At 72.6% G+C, this 25,055-nt stretch carries 22 protein-coding genes and 4 tRNA genes; 4 read left to right on the forward strand and 22 right to left on the reverse strand.

All coding sequences use genetic code 11. The annotated features are described in order from the left end of the window. Positions 1-131: 131 nt before the first annotated feature. The 8 genes from ACFY0X_RS36075 to ACFY0X_RS36110 form a co-directional block, all read right to left on the reverse strand. A complete protein-coding gene (locus tag ACFY0X_RS36075; protein WP_387760753.1) occupies positions 132-1,055 on the reverse strand; it encodes a hypothetical protein in 924 nt (307 codons plus the stop codon). Positions 1,056-1,143: 88 nt separating this feature from the next. Further along, positions 1,144-2,022, reverse strand: a complete 879-nt coding sequence (locus ACFY0X_RS36080; protein ID WP_387760754.1) for a hypothetical protein — start codon at positions 2,020-2,022, stop codon at positions 1,144-1,146. Positions 2,023-2,146: 124 nt separating this feature from the next. Next, the gene (locus ACFY0X_RS36085) at positions 2,147-2,926 is read right to left on the reverse strand and encodes a hypothetical protein (protein WP_387760755.1); all 780 of its coding nucleotides are present in this window, start codon (positions 2,924-2,926) and stop codon (positions 2,147-2,149) included. A 234-nt stretch (positions 2,927-3,160) separates the two neighbouring features. Continuing rightward, complete coding sequence (gene rplA / locus ACFY0X_RS36090; RefSeq protein ID WP_207809814.1) at positions 3,161-3,883, reverse strand: 50S ribosomal protein L1; 723 nt, start codon at positions 3,881-3,883, stop codon at positions 3,161-3,163. A gap of 77 nt (positions 3,884-3,960) precedes the next feature. Further along, on the reverse strand, positions 3,961-4,395 hold the full coding sequence (gene rplK, locus ACFY0X_RS36095; protein ID WP_387760756.1) for a 50S ribosomal protein L11: 435 nt from the start codon (positions 4,393-4,395) through the stop codon (positions 3,961-3,963). Between the two features lie 162 nt (positions 4,396-4,557). Beyond that, positions 4,558-5,424, reverse strand: a complete 867-nt coding sequence (nusG, locus tag ACFY0X_RS36100; RefSeq protein WP_387760757.1) for a transcription termination/antitermination protein NusG — start codon at positions 5,422-5,424, stop codon at positions 4,558-4,560. 209 nt (positions 5,425-5,633) lie between these two features. Next, positions 5,634-5,966, reverse strand: a complete 333-nt coding sequence (secE, locus tag ACFY0X_RS36105) for a preprotein translocase subunit SecE (protein ID WP_387760758.1) — start codon at positions 5,964-5,966, stop codon at positions 5,634-5,636. Positions 5,967-6,112: 146 nt separating this feature from the next. Continuing rightward, positions 6,113-6,185, reverse strand: a tRNA-Trp gene (locus ACFY0X_RS36110). 283 nt (positions 6,186-6,468) lie between these two features. Here ACFY0X_RS36110 and ACFY0X_RS36115 point away from each other — a divergent pair. Both ACFY0X_RS36115 and ACFY0X_RS36120 read left to right on the forward strand, forming a co-directional pair. Further along, the gene (locus tag ACFY0X_RS36115) at positions 6,469-7,716 is read left to right on the forward strand and encodes a pyridoxal phosphate-dependent aminotransferase (protein ID WP_387760759.1); all 1,248 of its coding nucleotides are present in this window, start codon (positions 6,469-6,471) and stop codon (positions 7,714-7,716) included. 126 nt (positions 7,717-7,842) lie between these two features. Then, positions 7,843-8,907, forward strand: coding sequence for an adenosine deaminase (locus tag ACFY0X_RS36120; protein ID WP_387760760.1), 1,065 nt, complete (start codon positions 7,843-7,845; stop codon positions 8,905-8,907). 40 nt (positions 8,908-8,947) lie between these two features. Here ACFY0X_RS36120 and ACFY0X_RS36125 read toward each other — a convergent pair whose 3' ends face one another. The 6 genes from ACFY0X_RS36125 to ACFY0X_RS36150 all read right to left on the reverse strand — a co-directional run bounded on the left by ACFY0X_RS36125 (position 8,948) and on the right by ACFY0X_RS36150 (position 11,626). Next, positions 8,948-9,991 (reverse strand): UDP-N-acetylmuramate dehydrogenase, encoded by a 1,044-nt coding sequence (locus ACFY0X_RS36125; RefSeq protein WP_387760761.1) that lies wholly within the window; start codon positions 9,989-9,991, stop codon positions 8,948-8,950. 196 nt (positions 9,992-10,187) lie between these two features. Next, the gene (locus ACFY0X_RS36130; RefSeq protein WP_387760762.1) at positions 10,188-10,610 is read right to left on the reverse strand and encodes a MaoC family dehydratase; all 423 of its coding nucleotides are present in this window, start codon (positions 10,608-10,610) and stop codon (positions 10,188-10,190) included. A gap of 5 nt (positions 10,611-10,615) precedes the next feature. Continuing rightward, positions 10,616-11,074 (reverse strand): MaoC family dehydratase N-terminal domain-containing protein, encoded by a 459-nt coding sequence (locus tag ACFY0X_RS36135; protein ID WP_387760763.1) that lies wholly within the window; start codon positions 11,072-11,074, stop codon positions 10,616-10,618. Positions 11,075-11,189: 115 nt separating this feature from the next. Continuing rightward, positions 11,190-11,354: a 50S ribosomal protein L33 gene (rpmG, locus tag ACFY0X_RS36140; protein ID WP_006604855.1), complete on the reverse strand. Its 165-nt coding sequence runs from the start codon at positions 11,352-11,354 to the stop codon at positions 11,190-11,192. Between the two features lie 83 nt (positions 11,355-11,437). Further along, a tRNA-Met gene (locus ACFY0X_RS36145) sits at positions 11,438-11,510 on the reverse strand. A gap of 43 nt (positions 11,511-11,553) precedes the next feature. Then, positions 11,554-11,626: transfer RNA gene (locus ACFY0X_RS36150), tRNA-Thr, on the reverse strand. Positions 11,627-11,904: 278 nt separating this feature from the next. Between ACFY0X_RS36150 and ACFY0X_RS36155 the strand changes: the two genes are divergently transcribed. Beyond that, on the forward strand, positions 11,905-13,173 hold the full coding sequence (locus ACFY0X_RS36155; protein WP_387760764.1) for a hydrolase: 1,269 nt from the start codon (positions 11,905-11,907) through the stop codon (positions 13,171-13,173). 282 nt (positions 13,174-13,455) lie between these two features. On the opposite strand, the gene ACFY0X_RS36160 is transcribed toward ACFY0X_RS36155, so the two are convergent. The 8 genes from ACFY0X_RS36160 to ACFY0X_RS36195 form a co-directional block, all read right to left on the reverse strand. Further along, positions 13,456-14,193, reverse strand: coding sequence for a response regulator (locus ACFY0X_RS36160; RefSeq protein ID WP_387760765.1), 738 nt, complete (start codon positions 14,191-14,193; stop codon positions 13,456-13,458). After that, the gene (locus ACFY0X_RS36165; protein WP_387760766.1) at positions 14,186-16,741 is read right to left on the reverse strand and encodes an ATP-binding protein; all 2,556 of its coding nucleotides are present in this window, start codon (positions 16,739-16,741) and stop codon (positions 14,186-14,188) included. The genes ACFY0X_RS36160 and ACFY0X_RS36165 overlap by 8 nt, the downstream gene beginning before the upstream one ends. A gap of 121 nt (positions 16,742-16,862) precedes the next feature. Then, complete coding sequence (gene kdpC, locus ACFY0X_RS36170) at positions 16,863-17,498, reverse strand: potassium-transporting ATPase subunit KdpC (protein ID WP_387760767.1); 636 nt, start codon at positions 17,496-17,498, stop codon at positions 16,863-16,865. 22 nt (positions 17,499-17,520) lie between these two features. Then, positions 17,521-19,638: a potassium-transporting ATPase subunit KdpB gene (gene kdpB, locus ACFY0X_RS36175; protein WP_387760768.1), complete on the reverse strand. Its 2,118-nt coding sequence runs from the start codon at positions 19,636-19,638 to the stop codon at positions 17,521-17,523. After that, positions 19,638-21,302 (reverse strand): potassium-transporting ATPase subunit KdpA, encoded by a 1,665-nt coding sequence (gene kdpA, locus ACFY0X_RS36180; protein ID WP_387760769.1) that lies wholly within the window; start codon positions 21,300-21,302, stop codon positions 19,638-19,640. The genes kdpB and kdpA overlap by 1 nt, the downstream gene beginning before the upstream one ends. Position 21,303: 1 nt before the next feature. Next, on the reverse strand, positions 21,304-21,393 hold the full coding sequence (gene kdpF / locus ACFY0X_RS36185; RefSeq protein ID WP_045693083.1) for a K(+)-transporting ATPase subunit F: 90 nt from the start codon (positions 21,391-21,393) through the stop codon (positions 21,304-21,306). 495 nt (positions 21,394-21,888) lie between these two features. Then, on the reverse strand, positions 21,889-23,718 hold the full coding sequence (locus tag ACFY0X_RS36190; RefSeq protein ID WP_387760770.1) for an APC family permease: 1,830 nt from the start codon (positions 23,716-23,718) through the stop codon (positions 21,889-21,891). A 393-nt stretch (positions 23,719-24,111) separates the two neighbouring features. Further along, positions 24,112-24,192, reverse strand: a tRNA-Tyr gene (locus ACFY0X_RS36195). A 217-nt stretch (positions 24,193-24,409) separates the two neighbouring features. Here ACFY0X_RS36195 and ACFY0X_RS36200 point away from each other — a divergent pair. Beyond that, positions 24,410-24,898, forward strand: a complete 489-nt coding sequence (locus tag ACFY0X_RS36200) for a YajQ family cyclic di-GMP-binding protein (protein ID WP_049652087.1) — start codon at positions 24,410-24,412, stop codon at positions 24,896-24,898. Positions 24,899-25,055 lie beyond the last annotated feature (157 nt).

Here is a 25,055-nt window from a genome sequence, read left to right on the forward strand (position 1 = left end):
GGGCCGGGCCCCCCCCCGCCCCCCCGCGGGCCGGGGGGCCCCCCGGGGGCGGCCGGGGCGGGCGGGGCCGGGCCCCGGGGGGGGGGGGGGGGGGGCGCGGGCCCCCCCCCCCCCCCCCCCGACCGCGCGGATCAGCTGCCGGCCGCGGCCTTCTGCAGGTCGGCGAGGTCGACGGCCTCCGAGGCCGACGGGGTGGCGGCGATCACCGGGGTGCCGTAGTCCGAGTAGCTGACGGTGACGTTCATCGCGCCGGCCTTGGTCTCGGCCTGCTCGGTCCGCTTGACGACCAGCTTGTCGGCGTCGACCCAGACGTCGATCCGGTCGCTGGTGACGCCGGCCGCGTCCAGGTTCTGCTTCAGCCGGTCGGCCTGCTCCTGGGTCATGCCCTGGCTGGTGGCCTTGGCCACGTCGGCCGCGCTGAGCACGCCGGAGTAGTGGGTGGTGGCCTTGCCGTTCACCGTCTCCGGGCCGACCTCGGTGACCTTGCCGCTGGCGATCAGCGTCCGGACGCCCTGCACCGGGTCCGCGCTCTGGAGCTGGTCGGTCGTGCCGCCGGAGGCCTTGGCCATGTCGGCCTTGCTGTAGCGCACCCACTTCGGGCCGCCGCTCTCCAGCAGCTTCCCGCCCAGGCCCATGTACATGGCGTCCTTGGTGTACAGGTAGTGCACGTTCGGGCCGCCGGTCAGCGGCTCCAGGAGCTTGGCCATCGGGGAGCCCGACAGGTCCATCGTGAGGTCGGCCTCCAGGCCGTCGGCCCAGGACACCGCCCCCTTGCCCTTCATGGTGATCTCGCCGACCTGGATCAGCTCGTCGACCTTCGCCGACTTGGCCGCGCCGGTCTTCTGGGTGACCTGCTCCAGGTAGACCGCCGGGCTGACCTTCTCCGGCTTCGCGCCGGTGGCCGGGGCGGCGGACGACGGGGCGGCCGAGGTGGCGGCGGCCGTGGTCGGCGCGGCCGGGGCGGCGCTCTTGTCGTCGTTGTCGTTGCACGCGGTCGCGGTCAGCGCCAGGGCGGCGAGGACGACAGCGACGGCGGTGTTGCGGGTTCCAGCCATGGTTCCCCCCTTGAGGATCCCCGGGCGCGGGATGCGCCCGGGGCGGTAGCCGGTTGTAGCCGGAGGGCTCGGAGTCCGGACGGCCGGATCAGCCGAGCAGCTTGAGCAGGTCGGTCTCGGCGCCGAGGTCGTCGGCGGCCGGCACCGTGATCGGGGCGGCCTTGCCGAGGTCCGAGTACTTGACGGTGACGGCTTCCTTGCTGCCCTTCTTCTCGCCGTACTCCTGGTACTGGACGAGTTCCTGCTTGGCGTTCAGCCAGAAGTCGATGGTGAGGGACTTGCCGTCCTCCTCCAGCACCTTCTGGACGGCGGGCCGCCGCTCCGCCGGGAGCCCCGTCATTCCGGCCACCAGCGCGGCGGTGTCCTGCTCCGCCCGCAGGTGGACGGTCTGGGCGCCGTCCACGGCCTCCTGGCCGACCTTGGTGAGCTTGCCGCTCTGGGCCGCCATGGTGAGCAGGGTGACCGGGTTCATCATCTGGCCCGCCGCCCGGAAGGTGGCGCCGGTCTCGTCCGTGGACAACTTGACCCAGTGCTTGCCCCCGAGGGCCGGGGCCGCCTCGTCGCCGCCGAGGTAGGCGTCCACGCCGACCACCCGGATCTTGAGCTTCTTGCCGCCCATGTCGCCGAGCAGGTCCACGGAGGTCTTGGCCGGCTCCTTCCAGTCCGCGTCGCCGGTGCCGCCGGGGCTGTCGGGCTCGGCCGGGATCATGGTGACCTTGCCGTTGCCGGCCTTCTGCATCACCAGCGCGGACGCGGCCAGCGCGGCCTTCGGGTCCCCGGCCAGCACCGCCGCGAGCGGGTCCGCGGCCTTGGCGTCGGCGGCCTTGGTCTCGCCGCCCTTGGCCTCGGCGGTCTTGGTGTCGCCGGCCTTGGCGTCATTGCTCTTGGTGTCACCGCCACAGGCCGTAGCCGCACCGAGCAGGACGGCCGTCGTCGCGACGGCCGAGGCGAGGCGCAGAGCGCGCATGAAGCTACCCCCGTGGGATCTGGTCAATCCATGGAAGATCCGATCGTCGGCTCTTCTCATGTTCTTTTCACGCGGACTCTAACCGATCGCCGAACCCCCCACGCACTGGATATCCCCCTCCCCGTCACCCGCCCGCGGCGGGCGTCGCGTCCGCGCCCCCGGGAGCCGAGACATCGGTCGTGGTGACCGTGGTTCCCGCACTCCCCCGGATCGTCTCGCGCAGCCGCAGCAACTGCATGCCGGGCCCGACCCAGACCTCGTAGCCGATCGACGTCACCCCGTGCACCCGGTACCAGTCCAGCGTGGCGGCGCGCCGCTTCGGGGTCAACTCGTCGTCCTTGCCGAACAGTTCGGCCACCGGCGCGGAGCCCTGGTAGTGCGCCACGGTCACCCCGGCCAGCTGCTCGCCGCCGAGCGAGACGAGCTTGACGCCCTGGGCGACCTCGTACGCCCGGCTGCCCGGGCCGGTGATCAGCGCGGTCGTCCAGCCGCCCGCGAAGCCCTCCGGATCGGGGCCCGCCCCGGGGTCGACCGCCTCGGCGGTGCTCCGCTCCGCGTGCTTGGCCGCACCGCCCTGGTACACGAGGTCGAGCGCGCCGTCCTTCAGGGTCAGCCGCCCGCTGCCCAGTTCGTCGGTGACGGTGAGGGCCGCCTCGTCCGAGGCGCCCCAGACCAGCGAGCCGCTCGCGGTGCGCCGGCCGGCCGCGCCCTCCTGGACCACGTCGATCCGGGCGCCGCCGGCGTCGTCCAGCGCCTGCGCGGCCGCCAGCACCACCTGCTTGGGCGGCACCGGCGCGGGGCCCCCCGGGGTGGCGGTGGTCGGGGCGGCCAGCAGGCTGCACCCGGTGGTGGCGAGCAGCAGCAGGGCCGCCGCGAGAACGGTGGGGCGAGGGGCGGGCGGCACGGCACACTCCGGCGGTCACAGGTTCTCCACATGGTCTGACCGGCAGAGCGTACGACGGTTCGGCCCGCCGTTCCCATCCGCCGGTGTCCCGATCCGGCAACCGTTGCGGCCCGCCGGCGTGCCCTCCCCCGCCCGGTCGGGTCCCCCGGTCACCGCCCGGGAACGACGGCGGGCCCGCACCCCCGGTGAAGGGGGTACGGGCCCGTCGTACGGACTGCTCTAGAGCACTGGGGCTCAGACCGCGGCCGGGTCCTCCTCGACGAGGAGGTTGCGGGTGCGGTTCGGGTCCACCTGGATGCCGGGGCCCATGGTGGTCGAGAACGCGGTCTTCTTGATGTAGCGGCCCTTGGCAGCGGACGGCTTGGCGCGGAGCACCTCGTCCAGCGCGGCGGCGTAGTTCTCGACCAGCTGCTCGTCGGTGAAGGAGGCCTTACCGATGATGAAGTGCAGGTTCGAGTGCTTGTCGACGCGGAACTCGATCTTGCCGCCCTTGATGTCGTTGACAGCCTTGGCGACGTCCGGGGTCACGGTGCCGGTCTTCGGGTTCGGCATCAGACCACGGGGGCCGAGCACGCGGCCGAGGCGGCCGACCTTGCCCATGAGGTCCGGGGTGGCGACGACGGCGTCGAAGTCCAGCTTGCCCTTCGCGACCTCGTCGATCAGCTCGTCGGCACCGACGATGTCGGCGCCCGCAGCACGCGCGGCCTCGGCACGCTCGCCGGTCGCGAAGACCAGGACCCGAGCGGTCTTACCGGTGCCGTGCGGGAGGATCACGGTGCTGCGGACCATCTGGTCGGCCTTGCGCGGGTCGACGCCCAGACGCATGGCGACCTCGACGGTGCCGTCGAACTTGGTGGTGCTGGTCGCCTTGGCGAGGCGGACGGCCTCGAGGGGGGCGTAAAGGCGCTCGCGGTCGACCTGGGCGTCCGCGGCCTTCAGGGCCTTGCTGCGCTTCATAGCTGCTCCTGAATGGTGAATGGAGTTGTGGTGTCACGGGCCTGCGCGGGCCCTACCACAGAGGACGAGAGGGGTTCTCAGCCCTCGACGGTGATGCCCATCGACCGGGCGGTGCCGGCGATGATCTTCGCCGCGGCGTCCAGGTCGTTGGCGTTCAGGTCGGGCATCTTGGTCGTGGCGATCTCGCGGACCTGGGCGCTGGTGAGCTTGGCGACCTTGGTCTTGTGCGGCTCGCTGGAGCCCTTCTCGACACCGGCGGCCTTCAGGATGAGGCGCGCGGCCGGCGGCGTCTTCGTGATGAAGGTGAAGGAACGGTCCTCGTAGACCGTGATCTCCACCGGCACGATCATGCCGCGCTGCGACTCGGTCGCAGCGTTGTAGGCCTTGCAGAACTCCATGATGTTGACGCCGTGCTGGCCCAGCGCGGGGCCGACCGGCGGCGCCGGGTTGGCCGCGCCGGCGTTGATCTGGAGCTTGATAAGCCCCGTGACCTTCTTCTTCTTGGGAGGCATGTCTCTCCGGGTCCTTCCGAGAGGTGATTGCTGGTGCGTGCGGAACCGGGGCGACACCCGGCCGCCAGCACACACATCGGACCAGGCTAACGCGTTCGCGCCGCTGGACCAAAACGGATCCGGGCGGGCCCGCGGGCCCGCCCGGATCCGAAGACCGTACGACTAGTTCTTCTGGATCTGGTCGAAGGAGAGCTCGACCGGGGTCTCCCGGCCGAAGATCTCGACCAGGCCCTTGACCTTCTTCGAGTCCGGGTTGATCTCGTTGATGGTCGCCTGGAGGGTCGCGAACGGGCCGTCGGTGACGGTGACCGAGTCGCCGACCTCGAAGTCCAGCACCTGGACCTCGACCGGGCGGACCGGCGAAGCCTTGCCGGCCTCCTTGGCGGCCTGGCGCTCGACGTCGGGGGCGAGCATCTTGACGACCTCGTCCAGGGTCAGCGGGTACGGGTCGTAGGCGTTGCCGACGAAGCCGGTGACACCCGGGGTGTTGCGCACGACGCCCCAGGACTCGGGGGTGAGGTCCATGCGCACCAGGACGTAGCCGGGGAGCTTGTTCTGGCGGATGGTCTTGCGGTCGCCGTTCTTGATCTGGACGACCTCCTCCTGCGGCACCTCGGCCTGGAAGATGTACTCCTCGACGTTCAGCGAGACGGCGCGCTGCTCCAGGTTCTGCTTCACCCGGTTCTCGTAGCCGGCGTAGGTGTGGATCACGTACCACTCGCCCGGCATGAAGCGCAGGTCCTCGCGGAACTTGGCGACCGGGTCGACCTCCTCGGCCGGCTCCTCCTCGGCCTCCTCGGCTTCCTCGGCTTCCTCGGCGGCGCCCTCCACGTGCAGCGCGGCCTCCTCGGCGGGCTCGCCGGCCTCGGCCTCGTCGTACGCCTCGACCTCGTCCTCGTCGCTGTCCGCGGCGTCCACGATCTGCTCGGCGGACTCGGTGTCGACAGCCAGCTCGGTCGCGTCCGGCTCGGCGGCGACATCCGCCTCGCGGACGGTCTCGTCGGCGTCGTACAGGGGGGACTCAGACACGGTGGCGGCTTCTTTCCTGGAGATGGTGAAGGTGGCGCGCTCCTCGACCGGCCCGGCGGACGACCGCTCGCGCGGGCGCCAGATGAGGTCTCGGAGACTTCAACAGTACCGAGTCCACGGTAACCGCGCGTACGTCCGGCGCCGACAGCTCGACCCGGGCCGAGGGTTCGGCCCGGGTCGGGAGGCTGTTCGAGAGGTGGGGCGGCCGGTCAGCCGAAGACCAGGAGGCTCAGCTTGGAGAAGCCGTAGTCCAGGCCGGCCACGAAGGCCATCACGACCACGACGAAGGTGACCACGACGGCGGTGTAGTTGGTGAGTTCGCTGCGGGTCGGCCAGACGACCTTGCGCAGTTCCGCGATGATCTGGCGGTAGAACAGCGCCATCCGGGCAAACAGGCCCTTCTTGGCGCGCTTGCCGGACTTCTTCTCGCGGTTGCCGCGCTTGCCCGACTTGTCGTCGGCGGGCGTGGTCTCGGCAGCGCCGTCGGCACCCTCGGGGTTGCCGCTCTCAGGCGTTGCGGTGGAGCCCGTGGTCTCCGTCACTCGTCCTCACCTGAATCCGGGTCCTGCCGACTTCGCCGCGCACCAGGTGGGGCACGACCAGCCGGCTAGCGGTGCTGATCGGTGCCATCTCCGCATCAAGCCCGCTCACTCCTGTGGAGCGAACGGGCTGAAAACGGATCTAGCAGCAGGGCAAGAGGGACTCGAACCCCCAACCGCCGGTTTTGGAGACCGGTGCTCTACCAATTGAGCTATTGCCCTACGGTGCCTCGCGGCTCCGGTGGCGACCAACCTACCGCATCTCCCCCCGCTGTCTGCACAGGCGGTGAAAGCTCCGGTCTTTTCGGCGGGCCGTCGAGCAGCGAGTGTACGTGGTCGAGGGGCGTTTGGTCGAACGTCTTCTTCCGGACCGGCCGGTCCCCCGGCGGATGTCCGGCCCGGCCGGGGCCCCGCCGACGGATCGCCGGGGCCGCGATCCGGACGGGGACGTACGGATGCCGATACCCCGATGCCCGGTAGGTCCGGGTTCTGCGACGATGCAGACATGAGCGCTTCCACCCCGCAGCCCGACCAGTCCATCCGCCCCGCCGACCGCCGGGTCTCCGCCCGGATCGGCGCGATCGCCGAGTCCGCGACCCTCGCCGTGGACGCCAAGGCCAAGGCCCTCAAGGCCGCCGGCCGTCCGGTCATCGGCTTCGGCGCCGGCGAGCCCGACTTCCCCACCCCGGACTACATCGTCGAGGCGGCCGTCGAGGCCTGCCGCGACCCGAAGAACCACCGCTACACCCCGGCGGGTGGCCTGCCCGAGCTGAAGGCCGCGATCGCCGCCAAGACGCTGCGCGACTCGGGCTACCAGGTGGACGCCTCCCAGGTGCTGGTCACCAACGGCGGCAAGCAGGCGATCTACGAGGCCTTCGCGGCGATCCTGGACCCGGGCGACGAGGTCATCATCCCGGCCCCGTACTGGACCACCTACCCGGAGTCGGTCCAGCTGGCCGGCGGCGTCCCGGTGGAGGTCGTCTCCGACGAGACCACCGGCTACAAGGTCTCGGTCGAGCAGCTGGAGGCCGCGCGCACCGAGAACACCAAGGTGGTGCTGTTCGTCTCGCCGTCCAACCCGACCGGCGCGGTGTACACCGAGGCCGAGGCCGAGGCGATCGGCCGCTGGGCGCTGGAGCACGGCCTGTGGGTGCTCACCGACGAGATCTACGAGCACCTGGTGTACGGCGACGCCACCTTCACCTCGCTGCCGGCCCTGCTGCCCGAGCTGGCCGACAAGTGCATCGTGGTCAACGGTGTCGCCAAGACCTACGCGATGACCGGCTGGCGGGTGGGCTGGGTGATCGGCCCCAAGGACGTGATCAAGGCCGCGACCAACCTCCAGTCGCACGCCACCTCGAACGTCTCCAACGTCGCCCAGCGCGCCGCCCTGGCCGCCGTGGCCGGCGACCTGGACGCGGTCGCCGAGATGCGCGAGGCCTTCGACCGCCGCCGCCGGACCATCGTGCGGATGCTCAACGAGATCGACGGCGTGTTCTGCCCCGAGCCCGAGGGCGCCTTCTACGCCTACCCGTCGGTCAAGGGCCTGCTGGGCAAGGAGATCCGCGGCAAGCGCCCGCAGACCTCCGGCGAGCTGGCCGCCCTGATCCTGGACGAGGCCGAGGTCGCGGTCGTCCCGGGCGAGGCCTTCGGCACCCCGGGCTACCTGCGGCTCTCCTACGCGCTCGGCGACGCCGACCTGATCGAGGGCGTCAGCCGGGTCCAGAAGCTGCTCGGCGAGGCCCGCGACTGACGCCGGTCCGGCACTGACGTCAATCCGACATACGGGATTCACCCGGCACACCGCCTCCTTTCACCCCTTCGGGGGATGCGAAGGAGGCGGTTCCCGTTCGGGGGCCTCATACGGCAGTATCGGTGAATGGAACGCCTGTTGAACCCGCGAGACGTCAGGGGCCTCCCGAAGGCCCACCTGCACCTGCACTTCACCGGCTCGATGCGGCCCGCCACCCTCCTGGAGCTGGCCGACAAGCACGGCGTCCGGCTGCCGGAGGCGCTCAGCTCCGGCGAGCCGCCCCGGCTGCGGGCCACCGACGAGCGGGGCTGGTTCCGCTTCCAGCGGCTGTACGACACCGCCCGCTCGGTGCTGCGGGACGAGGCGGACATCCGCCGGCTGGTCCTGGAGACCGCCGAGGACGAGAAGCGGGACGGCTCCCGCTGGCTGGAGATCCAGGTCGACCCGACCTCGTACGCGCCCCGGCTGGGCGGGCTGATCCCCGCGCTGGAGCTGATCCTGGACGCGGTGGAGCACGCCGCCGCGGCCACCGGGGTGGGCATCCGGGTCCTGGTCGCGGCCAACCGGATGAAGTCCCCGATGGACGCCCGGACGCTGGCCCGGCTGGCCGTCCGCTACGCGGACCACGGGGTGGTCGGCTTCGGCCTCTCCAACGACGAACGCCGGGGCTTGGCCCGGGACTTCGACCGGGCCTTCGCGATCGCCCGCAAGGGCGGGCTGCTGGCGGCCCCGCACGGCGGCGAGCTGTCCGGCCCGGAGTCCGTCCGGGACTGCCTGGACGACCTGGGCGCCGGCCGGATCGGCCACGGCGTGCGGGCCGCCGAGGACCCCCGGCTGATGGAGCGGCTGGCGGACCGCCAGGTCACCTGCGAGGTCTGCCCCTCCTCCAACGTCTCGCTCGGCGTCTACGAGCACCCCGAGGATGTCCCGCTGCGCCGGCTCTTCGACGCCGGGGTGCCGCTCGCGCTGGGTGCCGACGACCCGCTGCTGTTCGGCAGCCGGCTGGTCGCCCAGTACGAGCTGGTCCGGGACGTGCTGGGCTTCTCCGACACCGAACTCGCCGAGCTGGCGCGGCAGTCGGTGCGCGGCTCGGTCGCGCCGGAGGCCGTCCGCAAGGAGCTGCTGGCGGACATCGACGCCTGGCTGGCGGACGGCCGCGCCCCCGCGGACCGGGCGGCGGTGCCCGCCTAGCCGGCGGCCGTCCGGGGTCCGCCCCGGGCCCCGGCCCTGGTCAGAGCTTGACGCCCACCATCACCGGCTCGTTCACCAGCTCCACCCCGAAGGCCTCGCGGACCCCGTCCCGGATCTCCCGGGCCAGCGCCAGCAGGTCGTCGGCGGTGGCCGAGCCGCGGTTGGTGAGGGCCAGGGTGTGCTTGGTGGAGAGCGTCGCCGGGCCGCTGCCGTAGCCCTTGCCGAAGCCCGAGCGGTCGATCAGCCAGGCCGCCGAGGTCTTGGTGCAGCCCTCCGGGGCCGGGTAGGCGGGGGCGTCCTCGGCGCCGGGGCGGGTGCGGAAGGACTCGTACTGCGCGGCCGTGAGCACCGGGTTGGTGAAGAAGGAGCCGGCCGACCAGGTGTCGTGGTCCGCCGGGTCCAGCACCATGCCCTTGCCGGCGCGCAGCAGCAGCACCGCGTTCCACGCGGTGTCGACCGCCACCCGGTCGCCCTGCCCGACGCCCAGGTGCCGGGCGGTCTCGGCGTAGCGGACGGGGGTGGAGAGCCCGCCGTTGTCCTCCAGGCGGAACCGCACCCGCAGCACCACGTAGCGGTCCGGATCGGCCTTGAAGCGGCTGTGCCGGTAGGAGAAGGCGCACTCGGCGTTCGAGAGCACGACCACCTCGTCGGCGGCGCGGTCGTACGCGACCACCTCGGTGATCGCCTGCGCGACCTCCTGGCCGTACGCGCCCACGTTCTGCACCGGGGTGGCACCCGCCGAGCCGGGGATGCCGGCCAGGAACTCGATGCCCGCCAGGCGGTGGTCGAGCACGGTCCGGCGGACCACCTCGGACCAGGTCTCGCCGGCCGCGACCTCCAGGCCGGTGCCGTCCAGGGCGAAGCCCTCGGTGGCGATCCGCAGCACGGTGCCGGGGAAGCCGGCGTCGCCGATCACCAGGTTGGAGCCGCCGCCGAGGACCAGCAGCGGCTCGCCGGCCGCGTCGGCCTCGCGGACGGCGGCGATCACCTCGTCGTCGGTGTGGGCGGTCACCAGCCGGCGGGCCGGGCCGCCGAGCCGGAGCGTGGTCAGCGGGGCGAGGGGGGCGTCGTTTTCTACCAGCACGCCCACCAGCGTACGGGTGGCCGGGATGCCCCCCGGCACGCCTGCCACCCGTCGCCAGGCGTTCCGGCGCTCCGGCTCGGCCCGCGCTCCGGCGGCTCAGACCCGCGCCGGCGCGGCGCCGAACAAGGCCCGCGGCCGCGGCCGGAACTCCCGTGCGGTACGGGCTCCGGCCGCGGCCGCCGTCGGCGGGAGCGGCTCAGCCGAGCCGGACGACGGCCCGGGACATGCCGAGCACCTTCTGGCCGCCCGTGGTGGCCAGCAGGTCGACCTGCACCCTGCGGTCGTCCAGCTTCTTGGCGACCTTCGCCGAGACCTCGACCACCGCGCCGACGCCGTCGTTCGGCACCGGCACCGGGCGGGTGAAGCGCACGCCGTACTCGACCACCGCGGCCGGGTCGCCGACCCAGTCGGTGACCACCCGGATCGCCTCGGCCATGGTGAACATGCCGTGCGCGATGACGTCCGGCAGGCCGACCTCCAGGGCGAACCTCTCGTTCCAGTGGATCGGGTTGAAGTCGCCCGAGGCGCCCGCGTAGCGCACCAGTGTGTCGCGGGTCACCGGGAAGGACTGCGCCGGCAGCTCGGTGCCGACCTCGACCTCGTCGTAGCTGATCGCCATCGCGCTCACTCCCCCGCCTCGTCGGCGGCCCGGGCCACCAGGGTCATGACCGACGTCACAACGTGCTCGCCGGTCGCGTCCGTCACCTCGCCACGCACGGTGAGCACGTCGTTGCCCGCCAGTGACTTGATGTTGTCGATGGTCACCGCGACCGAGAGCCGGTCGCCGGCCCGCACCGGGCGGCTGTAGGCGAACTTCTGGTCGCCGTGCACCACCCGGGTGAAGTCCAGGCCCAGTTCCGGGTCCTCGACCACCTGGGCCGCCGCGCGGTAGGTGATCACGAACGGGAAGGTCGGCGGGGCGATCACGTCGGGGTGGCCCAGCGCCTTCGCCGCCTCCGGGTCGGTGTACGCGGGGTTGGCGTCGCCGATCGCGGTCGCGAACTCGCGGATCTTCTCCCGGCCGACCTCGTACGGCTCGGTGGGCGGGTAACTACGCCCGATGAAGGAGGGGTCGAGCGCCATGGCAGCTCCTCGGAACGCGGGTGGATACGAAAAAACTCCGGGCCGCACCCCCATGAGGGATGCGGCCCGGAGTAGCAGACCTGAATTCACACAGGCCCGGCGCCCTGCAACAGGGTCAGCGGGTCTCGCGGTGCGCGGTGTGCGAGTTGCAGCGGGGGCAGTGCTTCTTCATCTCAAGACGGTCCGGGTCGTTACGCCGGTTCTTCTTGGTGATGTAGTTCCGCTCCTTGCACTCCACGCAGGCCAGCGTGATCTTCGGGCGGACATCGGTGGCAGCCACGGGAGTGCCTTCCTTGGACAACGAATAAGAACACAACAAGAGTAGCCGACCGGGAGTGCGATCTCCCGACCGACTACGCGGGGTAGCGGTGACCGGACTTGAACCGGTGACACAGCGATTATGAGCCGCTTGCTCTACCAACTGAGCTACACCGCCACAGTGATCCGCAGCACAGCCGGAGCTGACTGCTTCTCACCCGAGCCCCCATGCGGAATCGAACCGCAGACCTTCTCCTTACCATGGAGACGCTCTACCGACTGAGCTATAGGGGCGAACGAGGAAGAGATTACACGTTTCGCGGCCGGAGGTGAAATCCGTATCCCGCGGCGAAGACCGCAGGTGGGCGAGGGGTACGGACGGACGATCCAAGGCCCGGCGTTCGATCGGCCTCCGAGCCGCACGGCCCGACCCGATACGACTATTGCCCGCCTCCCGGCGCCCCGCCCCCCGGGCCCATAGGCTCGACGCTCATTGATCGGGAGGGCTGGCCGGCTGGACGGGCCGGCCGTACGGGGCCGACCGCACGGGCCGGCCCGAGAAGGAGCCGGCGATGGACAGCGCAGCCGCCGACGGGCCGCACTCCGGGCCCGGCCCGGCGGCCAACCCGCTCGGGCACGGCCCGGTCCTCCTGCTCACCGGCGCCAGACTGGCCGACGGGCGGGTGGTGGACGTCCGGATCAGCGGCGACCGGATCCAGGCGGTCGGCACCGTCGGCAGCCTCGGCCCGCTGCCCGCCCTGCCCGGCGCGCCCACCGTCACCACCGGCGCCCGGATCGACCTGCGCGGCTACCTGCTGCTCCCGGCCCCCGCCGAGGCGCACGCCCACTACGACGCCGCCTTCTCCGCCGCCCTCTCCACCCCGCCGCCGGACACCCCGGCCGACCTCACCCGGCGGATCACCGAGGCCGCGCTGACCTCGCTCGGCTACGGCGCCACCGCCCAGCGCACCCACGTCCGGATCGGCGACGTGCACGGGCTGCGCCGGCTGGAGGCGGTGCTCACCGCCCGGCAGGCGCTGAGCGGGCTGGCCGAGCTCCAGGCGGTGGCGATGCCCCGGCTGCTCACCGGGCGGGCCGGGGCGGACAGCCGGGCGCAGCTGCGCGAGGCGCTCAAGCTGGGCGCCACGGCGGCCGGCGGCTGCCCGGAGCTGGACCCCGACCCGGCCGGGTACGTGCAGCTGCTGCTGGAGGCCGCCCGGGAGGCGGACTGCTCGGTGGACCTGCACACCAGCGCCGCCGACGCCGCCCAACTCGCCCGGATGGCCGGGGCGTTGGCGCCGCTTCGGCCGCGGGTGACGCTGGGCCCGTGCGGGGCGCTACCCCGGGGCGCGTCGACGGTGCTGGCGACCAGCGGGATCCGGGTGGTCTGCCTGCCGCAGAACGGCTGCTGCACCGGGCTGGAGGGCCGGGCGACGGGCCTGCGGCCGGGCCTGGTAAGGGAGTTGGCGGCCGCCCGGGTGCCGCTGGCGGCGGGCAGCGGAGCGCTGCGCGATCCGTCCAACCCGGTCGGCCGGGCGGATCCGCTGGAGTCGGCCTATCTTCTGGCGGCCGGTGGGGAGTTGGGCCCGGAGGCGGCGTACGACGCGGTGGCGAACCAGGCCCGGGCGGCGCTCGGCCTGGCGCCGGTCCGGGTGGACGCCGGGTTCCCCGCGGAACTGCTGGCGGTGCGCGGGGACAGCCTGGCCGGGGCGCTCGCGGGCGGGCACAGCCGGCTGGTGGTGCACAGCGGCCGGGTGGTCAGCCGGACCAGCGCGGTCCGGGAGTTCGCGGACACCGTGGCGCTGGCGCTGCCCCGGCAGTGCGGGGGCGAGGACGGCTGAACCGGGGCGAGGACGGCTGGGGCCGGAGCCGGAAAGGCCTTGGGGGCGCGCGACGGGTGTCGCGCGCCCCTCCCCCACCTGCCGGCCGTCCGTGGACGGCGTCCGGAGCGGCCCCAGACCTCCCCCACACGGAGCAGGGCCCGCTCCCTCGGCACCGACACTACGTCCGCGGAGCGCCGCCGCCGGGCGGCCTTGACGCCCTCCTGTCGCCCACCGGGCCGCTCTTGACGGCACGTTGACGGGGCGCGGCGGCGGCCCGGACAGCCCGGACGGTCACAGCGGTCACGGCACGTACCGGTACCCGATCCCCGGCTCGGTGATCAGGTGCCGCGGCCGGGCCGGGTCGCGCTCCAGCTTGCGGCGCAGCCCGGCGAAGTAGACCCGCAGGTAGTTGCCGCGCCCCTCCTGGGCCGGGCCCCACACCTCGCGCAGGATCTGCCGCCCGGGCACCAGCCGGCCGGGGTTGGCGAGCAGCAGGGTGAGGATGCGCCACTCGGTCGGGGTGAGCCGGACCGGGCCGTGCGGGCCGTTCACCGCGGTGGCCACGAGGTCCACGGTGTGGTCGCCGATCACCGGCCGGCCCGGCGGCACGCCGCCCGGCAGCACGTCACCCGGCGGTCGGCGCAGCACGGCGCGCAGCCGGGCCAGCAGCTCGTCCATCAGGAACGGCTTGGTGAGGTAGTCGTCGGCGCCCGCGTCCAGGGCGCCCACCTTGTCGGCGGCGTCCGTCCGGCCGGAGAGCACGATGACCGGCACCGCGCTGTGGGTGCGCAGGCCGCGCAGCACGTCCATCCCGTCGAGGTCGGGCAGGCCGAGGTCGAGCAGGACGGCGTCCGGGGAGGAGTGCGCGGCGCGGTCGAGCGCCTCTCCGCCGCTGGCGGCGGTGCGGACGGCGTACTGCCGGGCGCTGAGGTTGATCCGCAGGGTGCGCAGGAGGGCCGGCTCGTCGTCGACGACCAGGATCTCCCTCGCTTCGCGGGACACGGACCTCCCGGTGATCCGTTCACTCCGTTCACTCATGCGGCGGTTCCTCCCCAGGGGCGTCGGGCCCGGCGGCGGGCAGGGTGAGCAGCATGGTGGTGCCGCCGCCCGGGGTGTCCTCGACCTCCAGGCTGCCGCCCATCGCCTCGGCGAGGCCGCGGGAGAGGGCGAGTCCGAGGCCGACGCCGGTGGTGTTGTCGGTGTCGCCGAGGCGCTGGAAGGGCAGGAAGACCCGGTCGCGGTCCTCGGGGGCGATGCCGGGTCCGCGGTCGATCACCCGGATCTCGACCTGGGCGGCGTGGTGGCTGGCGGTGACCAGGACGGGCGCGCCGGGGGCGTTGTGGCGCAGCGCGTTGGTGATCACGTTGGCGAGCACCCGCTCCAGCAGCGGGGGGTCGGCGAGCACCGGCGGGGTGGTGTCGAGGTCCAGCGGCTGGATCGGCGCGTACGGGTCCGGGAGGCTGTCGAGCGCCCGGGGCAGGATCTCGTCCAGGTGGGTCTCGGTGAGGTGCAGGGTGAGCGCGCCGGCCTGGAGGCGGCTCATGTCGAGCAGGTTGTCGACCAGCCGGGTGAGCTTGACCAGCGACTCGTCGGCGGTGGCGAGGAGTTCGGCCTGGTCCTCGGAGGAGAACTCGACGTCGGGGCTGCGCAGCGAGCCGACCGAGGCGCGGGCGGCGGCCAGCGGGGTGCGCAGGTCGTGGCTGACGGCGGCGAGCAGGGCGGTGCGCATCCGGTCGGCGGCCTTGATCGGCTCGACCTCGGCGGCGACCACGGCCAACCGGTCGCGCTCCAGCGCGGCGGCGACGTGGGCGGCGAAGGCGGTCAGCACCCGCTGGTCGGCGGCGGGCAGCCGGCGGCCGGTGAGCACCAGCACGGCGTCCGGGCCCACCGGGACCTCGGTGGTCTCGTACGGTCCCTCGCCGTCGCCCTGGTGGTCCCCCTCGCAGTGCGCGAGCACCTCGCCGTCGACCCGGGAGAGCAGGGCGACGGCCCGCATGCCGAAGGCCGTCCGGGACTTCTCCAGCAGGGCGGGCAGCGCGTCGGCGCCGCGCAGCACGCTGCCGGCCAGGGTGGAGAGGGTCTCGGCCTCGGCGGTGGCGCGGGCGGCCCGGCTGGTGAGCCGGCCGGCGTGGTCGACCACGGTGGAGACGGTGAGCGCGATGGCGGCGAACACCACCAGGGCGACGATGTTGTTGGTCTCGCCGATGGTCAGGCTGTGGATCGGCGGGATGAAGTAGTAGTTGAGCAGCACCGAGGCGACGACCGAGGCCAGCAGGGCCGACACCGCGCCGCCGAGCAGGGCGACGACGACCACGCCCAACTGGAAGATCAGCGCGTCGGTGGTCAGGTTGATGCCGTGGTCCGCCCGCGGCAGCAGCACGGTGAGCAGCCAGGGCAGCACCAGGCCGGCCAGGTAGCCGGCGACGGTGCGGCGCCGGGAGTGGCGGCGGCCGAGCGAGGGCAGCCGGCCGCGGCCGGTGAACTCGTGGGTGACCATGTGGACGTCGATGTCCTCGGAGGCGTCCACGGTGGTCTGTCCGGTGCCGGGGCCGGTGAGGAAGCGGTTGATCCGGCCGCGGCGGCTGGTGCCGAGCACCAGCTGGGTGGCGTCGTGGGCGCGGGCGAAGCTGAGCAGCGCGGTGGGGACGTCGTCGCCGACCACCACGTGGTAGCTGCCGCCGAGGGTCTCCACCAGCCGCCGCTGCTGGGCGAGCGCGCCGGAGGAGGCGCCGGCCAGACCGTCGCTGCGGGAGACGTGGACGGCCAGCAGGTCGCCGCCGGCCGTGCGGTCGGCGATCCGGGCGGCGCGGCGGATCAGGGTCTCGCCCTCGGGGCCGCCGGTGAGGGCGACCACGACCCGTTCGCGGGTCTCCCAGACCCGGTCGATGTCGTGGCTGGCCCGGTAGTCGCGCAGGCCCTCGTCCACCCGCCCGGCCACCCAGAGCAGGGCGAGTTCGCGCAGGGCGGTGAGGTTGCCGACCCGGAAGTAGTTGGAGAGCGCGGCGTCCACCTTCTCCGCCCGGTAGACGTTGCCGTGGGCCATCCGGCGGCGCAGCGCCTGCGGGGCCATGTCGACGAGTTCGAGCTGGTCGGCCCGGCGGACCAGCTCGTCCGGGACGGTCTCGCGCTGCGGGATGCCGGTGATCTTCCGGACGACGTCGTTCAGCGACTCCAGGTGCTGGATGTTGACGGTGGTGATGACGTCGATCCCGGCGGCGAGCAGTTCCTCGACGTCCTGCCAGCGCTTGGCGTGCCGGCCGCCGGGGATGTTGGTGTGCGCCAGCTCGTCCACCAGCACGACGGACGGGCGGCGGGCGAGCAGGCCGTCGAGGTCCATCTCCTCGAACTCGGCGTCCCGGTAGGAGCGGTGGACCCGCGGCAGGACCTCCAGGCCGGCCAGCATGGCCTCGGTGTGGCGTCTGCCGTGGCACTCGACGTACCCGACCACGACGTCGGCCCCGCGCTGCTGTCTGCGCCGGGCCTCGTCCAGCATCCGGTAGGTCTTGCCGACGCCCGGCGCGGAGCCGAGGTACACCCTCAGCCGGCCACCGCGGTTGCCGGTGCCGGTGGTGAGGTCGCGGGCCATGGGCACTGCTCTTTCCATCGGGAGGTGGTACACGTCTGCGGACGCGGGCCGGCCGGCCCGGGCGCGGGAGGCGTGCTCCCGCACCCGGGCCGGCCCGGTCACCCGACTGTGTGGGGCGGTGTCACTTCTGCTCGCCGAGCGCCTTGTTGAGCAGCAGGACGTTGACCCCCTCGTCGCCGAGGAAGCCGAGCGAGCGGCCCTCGGTGTACTTCTCGACCAGCTTGTCCACCGTCTCCACCGGCAGGTTGCGCGCCTTGGCGACCCGGTTGACCTGCTCCTCGGCGTACGCGACGGAGATGTGCGGGTCGAGGCCGGAGCCGGAGGCGGTCAGCGCGTCGGCCGGGACGCTCGCCGGGTCGACGCCGTCGAACGCGGCGACGGCGGCGCGGCGGTCGTCGACGGCCTTCAGCAGGTCCTCGCTGTTCGGGCCCTGGTTCGAGGCGGCGGACGAGGAGGCGTCGTAGCCGGTCCCGGCGGCCGAGGGGCGGGGCTGGAACCACTGCGGGTCCGGCTGGGCCTCCTCGTCCGGGTCGGCGGGGTTCTTCTTCGGGAGGTCGAAGCTCTGGCCGATCAGGCTGGAGCCGACCTCCCTGCCGTCGGACTTCACCGGCGAGCCGTTCGCCCGGTCGTCGAAGGCGACCTGCGAGATGCCGGTGACCAGCAGCGGGTAGACGATCCCGAGGACCACGGTGAGCACGAGGAGTGCCCGCAGGGCCGTGAAGTGGGTGCGGAGGATCGTCGGCAGGGGCTTGGACATGGTTTTCCTCTCCTTCCCCGCGTCAGCTGAGGCCGGGGATGAACTGGACGATCAGGTCGATCAGTTTGATGCCGACGAAGGGCACCACCAGGCCGCCGAAGCCGTAGAGCCCGATGTTGCGGCGCAGCAGCGAACTCGCGTCGGCGGGCCGGTACTTCACGCCGCGCAGGGCGAGCGGGATGAGGCCGATGATGACCAGGGCGTTGAAGACGATCGCCGAGGTGATCGCGGACTGCGGGCTGTGCAGGCCCATGATGTTGAGGTGGCTCAGGCCCGGGTAGACCCCGGCGAACATCGCGGGGATGATCGCGAAGTACTTGGCCACGTCGTTGGCGATCGAGAAGGTGGTCAGCGCACCGCGGGTGATCAGCAGCTGCTTGCCGATCTCCACGATCTCGATCAGCTTGGTCGGGTTGGAGTCCAGGTCGACCATGTTGCCGGCCTCCTTGGCCGCCATGGTCCCGGTGTTCATCGCGACGCCGACGTCGGCCTGGGCGAGCGCGGGGGCGTCGTTGGTGCCGTCGCCGGTCATCGCGACCAGCTTGCCGCCCTCCTGCTCCTTCTTGATCAGGGCCATCTTGTCCTCGGGCGTGGCCTCGGCGAGGAAGTCGTCCACGCCGGCCTCCTCCGCGATCGCCTTGGCGGTCAGCGGGTTGTCGCCCGTGATCATGATGGTCTTGATGCCCATCCGGCGCAGCTCGTCGAACCGCTCCCGCATGCCCTCCTTGACCACGTCCTTGAGGTGGACGACCCCCAGGACCCTGGCCGGGGCCGAGCCGACCTTGGTCGCCACCACCAGCGGGGTGCCGCCGGCCGCCGAGATGCCGTCGACCAGCGTCGACACCTCGTCGGTGACCCGGCCGCCGTTCTCGGCGACCCAGTTGGTGACCGCGCCGGCCGCGCCCTTGCGGACCTGGTGGACGCCGTCGGCCTCGTCCAGGTCCACGCCCGACATCCGGGTCTGGGCGGTGAACGGGACCCAGGTGGCGTGGGTCAGCTCGCCCTGGGCGCGGGCCCGCAGGCCGTACCCGGTCTTGGCGAGGACCACGATCGAGCGGCCCTCGGGGGTCTCGTCCGCGAGGGAGGACAGCTGCGCGGCACTGGCCAGTTCGTCCTGGCCGACGCCGGGTGCCGGGACGAACTCGGCGGCCTGGCGGTTGCCCAGGGTGATGGTGCCGGTCTTGTCGAGCAGCAGGGTGTTGACGTCGCCGGCGGCCTCGACGGCGCGGCCGGACATCGCCAGCACGTTGCGCTGCACCAGGCGGTCCATGCCGGCGATGCCGATCGCGGAGAGCAGCGCGCCGATGGTGGTCGGGATGAGCGCCACGATCAGGGCGACCAGCACGATCATCGACTGCGGGGCGCCCGCGTAGGTGGCCATCGGCTGGAGCGTGACCACGGCGACCAGGAAGACGATGGTCAGCGAGGCCAGCAGGATGTTGAGCGCGATCTCGTTCGGCGTCTTCTGCCGGGCGGCGCCCTCGACCAGGGCGATCATCCGGTCGATGAAGGACTTGCCGGGCTCCGAGGCGATCTTCACCACGATCCGGTCGGACAGCACCTTGGTGCCGCCGGTGACGGCGCTGCGGTCGCCGCCGGACTCGCGGATGACGGGCGCGGACTCGCCGGTGATCGCCGACTCGTCGACGCTCGCGACGCCCTCGACGACGTCGCCGTCCCCGGGGATGACCTGCCCGGCCTCGACCACCACGTGGTCGCCGAGCCCGAGCGCGGTGCCGGGCACCTCCTCCTCGTCCCGGGTGGCGGGCCAGTTCGTCAGCCGGCGGGCGACGCTCTCGGTCTTGGTCCTGCGCAGGGTGTCGGCCTGGGCCTTGCCGCGGCCCTCGGCGACGGCCTCGGCCAGGTTGGCGAAGACCGTGGTCAGCCAGAGCCAGACGGTGATGGCCCAGGCGAAGACGGACGGGTCCGCGATCGCGGCGACGGTGGTGACCACCGAGCCGACCTCGACTACGAACATCACCGGGTTCTTGACCATCACCCGGGGGTCGAGCTTCCTCACCGCGTCCGGCAGGGACGCGAGGATCAGCTTCGGGTCGAGCAGGCCGCCGGCCGCTCTGTGCGGGGCGGCGGGCTCGGCGTGGGTCTCGGCCGGTGCGGGGTTGAGCGTTGGGGTGGACATCAGGAGGACAGACCTTCCGCGATCGGCCCGAGAGCCAGGGCCGGGAAGTAGGTGAGGCCGACGACGATCAGGATCACGCCCGACAGCAGGCCCACGAACAGCGGCTTGTGGGTGGGCAGGGTGCCCGGGGTGGCCGGGACCGGCTGCTGCTGGGCGAGCGAACCCGCCAGCGCCAGGACGAAGACGATCGGCAGCAGACGGCCGAAGATCATCGCCAGGCCGAGCGCGGTGTCGTACCAGTCGGTGTTGACGGTGATGCCGCCGAAGGCCGAGCCGTTGTTGTTGCTCGCGGAGGTGAAGGCGTACAGCACCTCGGAGAAGCCGTGGGCACCCGAGTTGAGCATCCCGGCGCGCTCACCCGGCAGGGCCATCGCCACACCCGTGCCGACCAGCACGATCGTCGGCGTGGTGAGGATGTACAGCGAGGCGAACTTCATCTCCCGGCCGCCGAGCTTCTTGCCCAGGTACTCGGGGGTGCGCCCGACCATCAGGCCGGCCACGAACACCGCCACGACGGCCAGCACCAGCATGCCGTACAGGCCGGAGCCCACACCGCCGGGCGCGATCTCGCCCAGCATCATGTCGAAGACCGCCAGCCCGCCGCCGAACGGCGTGTACGAGTCGTGGAAGGAGTTCACCGCACCGGTCGAGGTCAGCGTGGTCGAGGCGGCGAACAGCGAGCCGGCGGCGATGCCGAAGCGCTGCTCCTTGCCCTCCATCGCGGCGCCCGCGGCCTGCAGGGCCGTGCCGGAGTGCTGCGACTCGGCGAGGGTCATCAGGGCGGTGGAGGCGGCCCAGAACAGGCCCATCACCGCGACGATCGCGTAGCCCTGGCGGTCGTCCCCGACCATCCGGCCGAAGGCCCGCGGCAGCGCGAACGGGATCAGCAGGATCAGGAAGACCTCGACCAGGTTGGTGAAGCCGGTCGGGTTCTCGAACGGGTGCGCCGAGTTGGCGTTGAAGAAGCCGCCGCCGTTGGTGCCGAGCAGCTTGATGACCTCCTGGGACGCCACCGGGCCGCCGGGTATCTTCTGCACCCCGCCCGCGAGGGTGGTGACCTCGTGGAAGCCGTGGAAGTTCTGGATCACGCCGTTGGCGGCCAGGACCAGGGCGAAGACGATCGAGATCGGCAGCAGCAGGCGCATGTTGATCCGGGTGAGGTCCACCCAGAAGTTGCCGACCCGGTCCGTCCGGTTGCGGGTGAAGCCCCGTACCAGCGCGGCGACGACGGCGATGCCGACGGCCGCGGAGACGAAGTTCTGCACCGCCAGGCCCGCCATCTGCACCAGGTGGCCCATCGCGGACTCGCCGCCGTAGGACTGCCAGTTGGTGTTGGCGACGAACGAGATGGCGGTGTTCCAGGCCTGGTGGCCCTCCATCTGCGGAACGCCCAGGCTCAGCAGCAGGTGGCCCTGGAGGCGGATCAGGGCGTAGAGGAAGAGCACGGACACCGCGGAGAAGGCCAGCACCGAGCGGAGGTAGACCGGCCAGCGCTGGTCGGCGTCGCCGTCGACGCCGATCAGCTTGTAGACGCCGCGCTCGGCTCTGAGGTGCTTGGCGGAGGTGAGGAGCTTGGCGATGTGGTCGCCGAGTGGGCGGTAGCACAGAGCCAGCGCGCCGACGAGGGCGAGGACCTGGAGCCAGCCCGCGAGAGTGGATCCCATGTCAGAACTTCTCCGGGAAGATCAGCGCCACGACGAGGTAGCCGACGAGTGCGACGGCCACGACCAGACCAGCGATGTTCTCCGCACTCACAGCCTCTCCACCCCCCGCGCGACCAGGGCGATGACGGCGAACACGGCGACCGTGACACCGACGTAGATGAGATCGGACATGGGCTCCACCAGAGTGGTTCGGGAGAGGCCGCGACCTGGCCGGAGGGGCTCGCGCGGCGCCGGTGGACGACCGGCAGATGCAGCAAACCAGCCGTCAGGGGCGCGTCATGAGGGCCCTGACGCCGTCCATACGGGTGATAGCGCGACGTTGACGCGGCTTTGACGGGCGCTTCACCGGACCGAGACCGTCGTGATCGGGCCGAGACCCCGGCGGCTGGTCCGGCGGCGGTCCGAGAGCGGTTACGGCGGCTGATCCGCGGCCGGCCCGGCGGGTCCGACGGGTCCGACAGCGGTTACGGCGGCTGATCCTCGGCTGGTCCGGCGGCAGTGGCGACCGTCCCGGGAACGGAACGGCCCCAGCCCCGGACGGCGGGCTGCCGTCCGGGGCCGGGGCCGTCCTGTCCCGCGTTCCCGGTCACATCCGCATGCGCAGCCGGCAGACCACCGCGTCGGTGTGCCGGCGCAGGGCGCGGTCGATCACCGCCCCGCGCCGGTTCTGCAGCGCCCGCTGCCACCAGCGGGCCGGCTCCACCTCGGGGATCAGCACCGTCAGCCGGTCGTAGGCGTGCTCCGCCCCCAGCTCGTTGACGAAGTCGGCGATCGGCCGGCCAAGCCGGCGGTGGACGTCCGGGAGCTCCACCAGTGGCACGCCCGGCCGCCACAGCTCCCAGTCCCGGCGCAGCGCCTCGGCGGCGGCCGGCTCGTGCACCACGGTCACCGCCATCACCTCGTCGCCGAGCGAGAGCGCCGCCGAGAGGCCGTCCCTGGTCAGCCGGGTGATCGCGGTCACCGGGACGACGACCAGGCTGCGCTGCCGCGTCACCGGGCCGGGCACCCGGCCCAGTTCCAGCCGCTCGCCGATCCGCGCGTAGCTGCGGTGGACGGCCTCGAACAGCCCCACCAGCAGCGGCAGCGCCACCACGATGCCCCAGGCACCCTCGGTGAACCTGGTGCCGGTGACGACCAGCGCGGCGACGCCGGTGAGCAGCGCCCCGAAGCCGTTCAGCGCGGCCCTGGCCCGCCAGCGGGCGGGCCGGTGCAGCAGCCAGTGCCGGACCATGCCGACCTGGCAGACGGTGAAGCCGACGAAGACGCCGATGGAGAACAGCGGCACCAGGCTGTTGACGTCCCCGCCGGAGCCGGCCAGCAGCGCGGCCGACACCGCGGCCAGGAAGAGCACGCCGTACCGGTACACCTGGCGGTCGGCGCGCAGCGCGAACAGGTGCGGGAGGTGGTTGTCGCGGGCGAGCAGGTCGAGCAGCACCGGCAGGCCGCCGAAGGAGGTGTTGGCGGCCAGTCCGAGCAGCACCACGGTGGCGGACTGGACGACGTAGAAGCCGAAGCCGTGGCCGAGCGAGGCGTCGGCGAGCTGGGCGAGCACGGTGACGCCCTCGACCGGCTGGAGGTGGAAGCGGCCGATCAGCACGGCCAGCCCGACCAGCATCACGCCGAGCAGGGCGCCGAGCGCGACCTCGGTGTGCTGCGCGCGCCGGACCCGCGGAGTGCGGAAGGAGGGGACGGCGTTGGCCACCGCCTCCACGCCGGTCAGCGCGGAGCAGCCGGCCGCGAAGGCCTTGAGCAGCAGCAGCGCGCCGACGGTGGTGGCGTTCCCGGCGAGGGTGGAGGCGTGGCCGGCGGCGGCCGCGGTGCTGGCCGGGCCATCCCGGAGCAGTCCGGCCACGACGATCGCCAGGACGGAGAGCACGAAGACGGCCGTCGGCGCCAGGAACCAGCGGGCCGACTCGGCGATCCCGCGCAGGTTCACCGCGGTGACCAGCGCCAGCACGCCCAGGCAGAGCCAGACCCGGTCGTCGTACAGGCCCGGTACGGCCGAGGTGAGCGCGGCCACGCCGGCGGTGACGGAGACCGCGACGTTCAGCACGTAGTCGATCACCAGCGAGGCGGCCGCGGTGAGCGCGGTCCGGCGGCCCAGGTGCGCCTTGGCCACCGCGTAGGAGCCGCCGCCGTCCGGGAACGCCGCGATCACCTGCCGGTAGGAGGCGACCAGCACCGCCAGCAGCACCGCGATCGCCACGGTGACCGGCAGCGTGAAGCCCAGCCCGTACGCCCCGGCGGCGGCCAGCACCAGCACGATCGACTCCGGGCCGTACGCGACCGAGGCCATGGCGTCCAGGGAGAGCGCGGCCAGCCCGCCGAGCGCGCTGAGCCGGTGCCGCTCGTCGCCGGCGCCGGTGTCCGGAGGCTGGGGGTCGGCCGCGACGGCCGGGGTGGTGGCGCTGGACATCGGACGGGACCTCCGCAGTCGGTTGTTGGTCCGATCCTGCGGTCCGCCCGCCCGTCGCCCGACGGGCCTCTACACGTTCCTGACGCCGCCACGAGCGGCCCTGACGCGCCCTTGACGCGGCGTCCTCGACACGGCCGCCACGCCGCGCGGGCCCCGTCCGGTGGCTGTTGGCGGGGGTGGGGCGAGCCGTTGTCCCGGCGGTCGCCGGCTGGGAAGACGATCAGCTCTGTCGAAGGACTCCCACCCCCGGCACCCCACTCTGCTGCCTGCAACCCGTAATTGCAAGCAATGTGCAATAAGTCTGCCCGGAGCCCCGCCCCCGCGGAACGGTCCCGGATAGACGAAACAGCCCCCGATCTGCGTTTCCGCAGATCGGGGGCTGTTTCCATCCTGTGGCTGGTGCAGGGTTCGAACCTGCGTAGCTTGCGCGACAGATTTACAGTCTGCTCCCTTTGGCCGCTCGGGCAACCAGCCAGGATCTTCGTTTCCCGGGGCGTTCACCCCGTTCGACGTGGTAAACCATACCCGATGCCGGGGGGTGCTCCGCCACTCGATAGATCACGCGACGATCAGGAAACCTCGGGCGACCGCTACGGGCGGGGCCGGTGTGGCGCTGGATAGGCTGGGACCGCGGACGCCCGGTGGGCGGCCCCGCGCCAGTGAAGCCAGAGCATCAAGGAGACCAACACCCATGGCCGACTCCAGTTTCGACATCGTCTCGAAGGTCGAGTGGCAGGAGGTCGACAACGCGATCAACCAGACCTCCCGCGAGATCGCGACGCGCTTCGACTTCAAGAACGTGGGCGCCGAGATCAGCCGCTCCGGCGAGAAGATCGAGATGAAGGCGAACGGCGAGGAGCGCGTGCGCGCCGTCCTGGACATCCTCCAGACCAAGTTCGTCAAGCGCGGCCTGTCGCTGAAGGCCCTGGACGCCAACGAGCCCCAGCTGTCCGGCAAGGAGTACAAGATCTTCGCCAACGTCAAGGAGGGCATCACCACGGAGGACGCGAAGAAGGTCGCGAAGATCATCCGTGACGAGGGCCCGAAGGGCGTCAAGGCGCAGGTCCAGGGCGACGAGCTGCGCGTCAGCTCCAAGAGCCGCGACGACCTCCAGGCCGTGCAGGCCCTGCTCAAGGGCAAGGACCTGGACTTCGCGATCCAGTACGTGAACTACCGCTAGGACCGGCCCCGGTCCGCGGGGACGCGGGCTGCGAGCGGCCACCGGGCGCGGCGGGGGGGGGGGGGGGGGGGGGGGGGGGCGCCCCCCCCCCCCCCCCCCCCCCCCCGGCGCGCCCGGGGGGGGCCCCCCCGGCCCGCCCCCCCCCCCCCCCCCCCCG

Origin of the sequence: Kitasatospora sp. NPDC001547 (assembly GCF_042894165.1) — a bacterium.
Taxonomy (GTDB): Bacteria; Actinomycetota; Actinomycetes; order Streptomycetales; family Streptomycetaceae; genus Kitasatospora.

What these genes read in the sequence shown, in the direction of transcription:
- ACFY0X_RS36075 (WP_387760753.1), bottom strand. Translation starts at nt 1,055, where the DNA reads ATGGCTGGAACCCGCAACACCGCCGTCGCTGTCGTCCTCGCCGCCCTG.
- ACFY0X_RS36080 (WP_387760754.1), bottom strand. Translation starts at nt 2,022, where the DNA reads ATGCGCGCTCTGCGCCTCGCCTCGGCCGTCGCGACGACGGCCGTCCTG.
- rplA (WP_207809814.1), bottom strand. Translation starts at nt 3,883, where the DNA reads ATGAAGCGCAGCAAGGCCCTGAAGGCCGCGGACGCCCAGGTCGACCGC.
- rplK (WP_387760756.1), bottom strand. Translation starts at nt 4,395, where the DNA reads ATGCCTCCCAAGAAGAAGAAGGTCACGGGGCTTATCAAGCTCCAGATC.
- ACFY0X_RS36115 (WP_387760759.1), top strand. Translation starts at nt 6,469, where the DNA reads ATGAGCGCTTCCACCCCGCAGCCCGACCAGTCCATCCGCCCCGCCGAC.
- ACFY0X_RS36120 (WP_387760760.1), top strand. Translation starts at nt 7,843, where the DNA reads ATGGAACGCCTGTTGAACCCGCGAGACGTCAGGGGCCTCCCGAAGGCC.
- ACFY0X_RS36130 (WP_387760762.1), bottom strand. Translation starts at nt 10,610, where the DNA reads ATGGCGATCAGCTACGACGAGGTCGAGGTCGGCACCGAGCTGCCGGCG.
- ACFY0X_RS36135 (WP_387760763.1), bottom strand. Translation starts at nt 11,074, where the DNA reads ATGGCGCTCGACCCCTCCTTCATCGGGCGTAGTTACCCGCCCACCGAG.
- ACFY0X_RS36155 (WP_387760764.1), top strand. Translation starts at nt 11,905, where the DNA reads ATGGACAGCGCAGCCGCCGACGGGCCGCACTCCGGGCCCGGCCCGGCG.
- ACFY0X_RS36160 (WP_387760765.1), bottom strand. Translation starts at nt 14,193, where the DNA reads ATGAGTGAACGGAGTGAACGGATCACCGGGAGGTCCGTGTCCCGCGAA.
- ACFY0X_RS36165 (WP_387760766.1), bottom strand. Translation starts at nt 16,741, where the DNA reads ATGGCCCGCGACCTCACCACCGGCACCGGCAACCGCGGTGGCCGGCTG.
- kdpC (WP_387760767.1), bottom strand. Translation starts at nt 17,498, where the DNA reads ATGTCCAAGCCCCTGCCGACGATCCTCCGCACCCACTTCACGGCCCTG.
- kdpB (WP_387760768.1), bottom strand. Translation starts at nt 19,638, where the DNA reads ATGTCCACCCCAACGCTCAACCCCGCACCGGCCGAGACCCACGCCGAG.
- kdpA (WP_387760769.1), bottom strand. Translation starts at nt 21,302, where the DNA reads ATGGGATCCACTCTCGCGGGCTGGCTCCAGGTCCTCGCCCTCGTCGGC.
- ACFY0X_RS36190 (WP_387760770.1), bottom strand. Translation starts at nt 23,718, where the DNA reads ATGTCCAGCGCCACCACCCCGGCCGTCGCGGCCGACCCCCAGCCTCCG.
- ACFY0X_RS36200 (WP_049652087.1), top strand. Translation starts at nt 24,410, where the DNA reads ATGGCCGACTCCAGTTTCGACATCGTCTCGAAGGTCGAGTGGCAGGAG.